This window comes from Bartonella grahamii ATCC 700132, from assembly GCF_000518085.1.
Classification (GTDB): Bacteria; Pseudomonadota; Alphaproteobacteria; order Rhizobiales; family Rhizobiaceae; genus Bartonella; species Bartonella grahamii.
The window spans coordinates 5,001-10,347 of sequence record NZ_JACX01000035.1; the positions used below are offsets into that span (position 1 = coordinate 5,001).

The 5,347-nt window shown below is 37.3% G+C and carries 4 protein-coding genes and 1 pseudogene; all 5 read right to left on the reverse strand.

Features of this window, described 5'->3' with window-relative positions; all coding sequences use genetic code 11:
* Nucleotides 1-154 precede the first annotated feature (154 nt).
* Nucleotides 155-322, reverse strand: a complete 168-nt coding sequence (locus U736_RS12295; protein ID WP_155915002.1) for a hypothetical protein — start codon at nt 320-322, stop codon at nt 155-157.
* Nucleotides 323-1,268: 946 nt separating this feature from the next.
* Nucleotides 1,269-1,949: an abortive infection family protein gene (locus U736_RS11230; protein ID WP_244596090.1), complete on the reverse strand. Its 681-nt coding sequence runs from the start codon at nt 1,947-1,949 to the stop codon at nt 1,269-1,271.
* Between the two features lie 20 nt (nt 1,950-1,969).
* Nucleotides 1,970-2,314: a hypothetical protein gene (locus tag U736_RS12890; RefSeq protein WP_244596089.1), complete on the reverse strand. Its 345-nt coding sequence runs from the start codon at nt 2,312-2,314 to the stop codon at nt 1,970-1,972.
* 1,680 nt (nt 2,315-3,994) lie between these two features.
* On the reverse strand, nt 3,995-4,276 hold the full coding sequence (locus tag U736_RS0108015; protein WP_026500608.1) for a restriction endonuclease: 282 nt from the start codon (nt 4,274-4,276) through the stop codon (nt 3,995-3,997).
* A 588-nt stretch (nt 4,277-4,864) separates the two neighbouring features.
* Nucleotides 4,865-5,347: pseudogene (locus tag U736_RS0108025) on the reverse strand (DUF3792 domain-containing protein); the annotation flags it as partial.

A 5,347-nucleotide genomic window follows, 5' to 3' on the forward strand; every position in this document is an offset into this window, starting at 1 on the left:
GGGATGGGGTAGCCCTTCAGCTGCTGTTTGTTCACGATAGAGTGCAAAAAATAGCGCTCAATCTAGATTGTTCTCAAAAATTCTCTGATGCTTCTCAAATTAACTTGAGAAAAACAAGTTCTTGTGCATCTGTTATAGCCGGTAATACAAGATCTTATGCATCCATTGCAGCAGCATCTTGGTTTTTGCGACGATTGTTAATTTGTGTATCGGAACAGACAGAAAAAGAACGTAAGGGTGGTTCTGTATCTGCTGGCCATTCTCTTATCGTTAAAGCATCTAGAGAGCTGAAAAAGCTTCTTACACCTATCCTAACATACATAAATCATAATTGAGAAAGCCATGAGACGCTGTACCCCCCTATACTTGGCGCAATGTACTATCTGTTTTGAAAGGGACTTATATCCCTTCACACTATCACTTGGACATCTGCTCTAGCCCCATTTGCCGCTTCTAGGATGGCATGTTCTTTGAAGGATTGATGATTTTTGCGATCTCTTTTTGAAATGAGCGTGATGAGGGAAAAGTTTTCTGCGTGAGAAAAAGAAGAGGTGGCTTTTTGCTTTTGCAGCCATCGGTACTGACGTTTGAACGAAAGCTGGCAAGTGGGGAGGGGAAAGCCATAGAGTACGTGATCGCTAAATTTTATCCCCGCTATAGAATATCGGCTTTTATAAGCTATAGAGAAGGATATGCCAAGGGAATGGGGGCGCTTAAGTCTTAAAGATAATTCTCAAGTAATTCTAAGAGCACAAAATCTTATGGCTATTAGAAAAAAAGACCTTCTTCTATCTTATTGGCTCCTTATTCCACTTGTTCTAAATACTACTTGTTATAGAGCTAAAACGATATTTTTATCTTAAAACCATACTTCTAAAGCACTAAAAGATAATACTTCTTCACTCAAACTTTCCCCTATATTGCTTTTATCAGAAGTGGGGCTTTATAGAATATGTAATTTATACGCATAAAGGCTTTGCAGGGATTAAATCTCAACTCAGATTTTCTCTCTTTATAGAGTCAGAATTGTATTATTATCATAATGCTTAGCTTCTCCATCATCATATTTCTTCACGAGAGATTTCCAAAAATAGTACACCACCTAGCTTGTTCTTTAAAAAATAATCAAGGAAATACTTTTGCACCATCCTCATTCGCCGTCCTTAAGGGCGGCTTTTGCATTTACAGAAATTGCCACTGACTTTAAAAGCGGAGCCTAGAAACGCTGGGAAGAGGAGAACCATAGGGCGGTGTGATTACTCATTCTGTCATGCTATAGAAATATTTGGTTTTGTAGGGTATAGGCAACACCCCCCCTTTTTAATGCCTAAAAAGCAATAAAAATGGCACGAGAAAATGCTGGTAGCCGTGTATGGTTTTTCTGATGGCTGATCCATGAGCTCTAAGATATAAATTGAGAGAGAATGGGCGGCATTAAAAGTTAAACGCGCATGGCGAGGTTTGAGATTGATTAGTTCGAAATCCTTTTTTGAGCGGCCGTGCGCTGCACTTTTCTTGTTTCTTAAATTCATAGTACCATGCACAACTTGATACAGACCGGATGTGATCATTTTTAAGTCATTTTTATCTAGATCTTGATTTTTTAAGTTTTTTTGCTTTATATCGTCAGTATGAATCTTAGCGTTCTTAACGACTTCTTCCCATAAAGCAGGCAGATTACTACGGGCGTTTTCTGCATATGGGATAGAATGGTGGTCGAGATAAGCTTTGCAAGAGGCTTCCAATAGATTTGCTGCAAATAGAACCGCCTCCCTTGGATCTTTTTCTATATTTTCTAATGCCCTATTTATTTCGATTTCTACTGCTGAAAGTCCTTTCTCTGCAATACGTTTTTGTAGCTCTTCTGTAGAGAGGAGACCAGCTTTTTGCAATTCTTGTGTGGAGGTCAGCTCATTCTTGATAATATATCCTCCACGCTGATATCCCAAGTCATACTCCTTTAATTTTTCTACAACTGTGTGTTTATCTTTTTGTAACTGTAAAATTTTTTCATATAATGATGGATTGAATCCGCTTGGGTCTGGGTCATAATATTTTTTTCCATAAAATCCCCAAGCAAGTTACCAAGGACTTCAAGCGGTTCTTCGCATTTCACATTGATTGCACGTAGCCATGCTTTAACTTTTTCGCGTTTTGTACCTTCTGGAATCTCAGAAGGAGCAAATGATGCAATAAATAAGTCATCTAACTCCTTACACGTATAATGGTGCGCAAACATTGGAGGAAGTAGTCCAATGATTGCAGGAGGAATAGTGTTTTTCTGAAATATTTTTTGCGGAGATGATAATTGCATTTTGTATCTTTATAATATCAAAAAGTGGTGCGTGGGGTGGTTTTTAGAATATGATTTTATTGCCTGACCTTGCATAGAAAGGCGCGCAACAATTTTGTGGCTTATATAAGATTTGTGAAAAAGAAATACTATATTGTGTTTTAATTTTTTTCCTTTCATTGTTATAACAGTGAAGGGGTGGATAATGCGTGATAATTCGAAAAATATAGAATGAGAACAGAAGTATAATTTTGTATTATTGTAACTGCAATAACATTCTTTATTGGTAGATTGTTTATTGGAGAGAAGGAAGCAGGCAATGCGCATAATCCCTGGAAGGAAGGCTTTGTGACAAGAATTTCAACAATGGTATGTTACCAAATGTTGCGTATGTTTTTTGCTTGTCAGAAAGAGCAGATGGGGTTCTTTGTTCGCATAACCGGTATAGAGTAATGAGTAATGCGGGAGGCTAGTTTAAAATCTCGTTTATTCCGTTAAAGCTTACGGTTTTCTATAAAAAGACTGTTTTCATTATATCCGCTGTAAAGCTCGCACACTTGGTAGATGGAAATATAGACGTTTATCGTGTCTGTAAGGGAACTTGAAGCAATGAAGTTATGTGTAAAAGAGTTCTGAAAAACTTCTTTTGTCCGTAAATTTTATAAGGAAAATCTAAAGGCAGGAAAATGTTAGAGAAATCTCAGAGCACACTGTAAAAGTAAAAAAACAGCCTTTTTAGAGATGGTTTGCTGTCTGTCATCGTGCATCATGATTTTAAATGTTTTTAAAATTTACCTCTCAATGAGAGAAGGCTTTTTTATTAAAGAGGGGAAGATTTGTGATGACAGTTCACAATGGAATGGAGAGAGATGCTGCTTTACCAGATGTTTTTGTCGCTTCAGTTTCATTTGAACCTGTTGCGGTTATGCAAGCATAGCGATTCAAGGAGGTTTGAATGGGGTGAATAACATCACCAAGTTTGCAGCACAGTGCTATTTTCCACATCGCGATGCGTGGCAGAAGAGGGTCAGCATTTTTGGGGGGCCGGGCGCGCGGGATGCCATATTCTATGCTGGTGTGCTGTAGGGGTGTCTGTTAGCGCGTTTATGGGACTATTCCGCATTGAAATGCGTGCTTAATTTTCGTGGATATTTGCAAAGATACCAACAGAGAATCCCATATTTCAAGAGGTTTTGAGAGGTGTCCAAGAGCACAAAGGAAGCATGACGTTGATAAACACCGCACGTTACTGGAGATGGCCAAATTTTAGAGCTTAAGGAGCTTGTTGGTTTAGTGTCCTTTCATAAAAATAACGAAGGTTGTGGTTAAGGTCTCAGTGTGTTGGTTTCTCGAAAAGTGGTAAACTGCTCTATGATCTTATATGCCATTGAAAATGTTATTGAGAAGGCGTTCAAACAAAGCATATCATAAATCGGAGCCCTTCTCTTTATGCGATAAGAAGAGGGCGAGGCAAAACAGTAAAAATGCAGCGATATTGTTTGGGTGCCAAATGTATTCTCAATAGTTTATAATTTTCTTTTCTTAAATGTGCAGCTCTTTCTGGAAAATGTTCGACAATCTCTTAATCGTTTAATAAAAATTAAAATCGGTTATAAGGAAGAGCTTGTAAATTATAGAGTAGGAAAAAGTTGCATTTTATAAACAACAGGGGAGGGCTGTTTCCATAGTCCAAATATTTTTTCAAGTTGTTATGGTATCTTTTTGAAGTACTTGATCGATAAAAGTTTGATAATTATCAGAAACAATATATTGGGTATTTCCTCCCAAAGCTTTGAAATATTCACGACCGCAATGGATTTTTGCTTTTTCCAGATCGCGCAAGATGTCTTCGAAAATACTTCCTTTGCTTTCCACAACAAAATACAGTTTGTTTTGTCCATCTTTTACTTCAATAGAGGCGACTTCAATCTGCTTTATAAGCGTTTGTTCATAAGCATCGATGGAATCCAGCCTATATAGCATGTTGTGTTTATTATTTATTTGATACATTTAATCTAGAATGCAAATTGTGTTCGTATATTCAAACTAAAGTACTGATATTGAAGCGGTGAGAGTGTTACTTTGTTGAGAATAGATAATTTGGTAAGCTGGTATTCCCTTTGTATCAGAGAAATTTCACCTTATTCTCTCATATTGTGCGTGGATGAAATGTTAACCGCATAATGCTCCCTCTTACATGAGATATAAGATTGATATGCTTTCCATATTAAGAAAAGTTGTTGATTGTAGCGGAATATGTTTCTGCGATATTCGTTTGGTTTAAATGGCAAAAATAGAGCAATAGTCGCATATTTGTTACGCTGTAACGCATATATATAATCTATGGAGTCAACACTTCATTTAAGAAATTTCTTAAAGAAAAAACATAAAAAAATAGAATTGTTGAAAAAAAATTTTTATTTTGAAGCTTATTTCTCATGATTATAAAAGCTTTATGTGGATGTCGAAAATTTTGATTGTGTTGAAAAGCATGAAAAATCAAGGAAATTTTGCAAAAAAAGCTGCATCATGTGTGCAGCTTTTTATGTGTTTGCTTTAGAGGTAGAAGTTTTAAAGCATGAAAGTATCCTTACGGCTTCTATAACCATAATAGCCAAAAACACTGGAAACAATGGCGCCTACCAGACTTCCTAAAAAGCCCCACCATCCCATATTGGAGGCTGCTTTTGTAGCTTTAGTCGCAGTGTTTTTTACTCCCTTGATCGTATCCTCAAGATTGTCCGAGAGTGTTTCTGCCTGTTCTTCAAGGGCTTTGATGGCTTTTTCGGTTTTTTCCTCGGCGCTTTGATAGAGATGAACGGCACGGTTTACTGCTGTTTGTGCGTCCGAACGGGTCATGCCATCTTTTATGAGGGCATTGATGATATCACTTCGATCAAATTTTGTCGTGAGATCTTCTACACGATCAGACAGGCGTTCACCAAGATTTTTTAAAGTGGTGCGATAGTGAGAAGGATCATTTTTGAAAGCTGTGATCGCAGAACCAATATCGTTGAGTGCTGCTTGATAGGTTTGTTTCAAGCGATCAGGGTT

Coding starts and splice junctions, on each gene's coding strand:
- U736_RS12295 (WP_155915002.1), bottom strand. CDS start 322: ATGTATGTTAGGATAGGTGTAAGAAGCTTTTTCAGCTCTCTAGATGCT.
- U736_RS12890 (WP_244596089.1), bottom strand. CDS start 2,314: ATGCAATTATCATCTCCGCAAAAAATATTTCAGAAAAACACTATTCCT.
- U736_RS0108015 (WP_026500608.1), bottom strand. CDS start 4,276: ATGCTATATAGGCTGGATTCCATCGATGCTTATGAACAAACGCTTATA.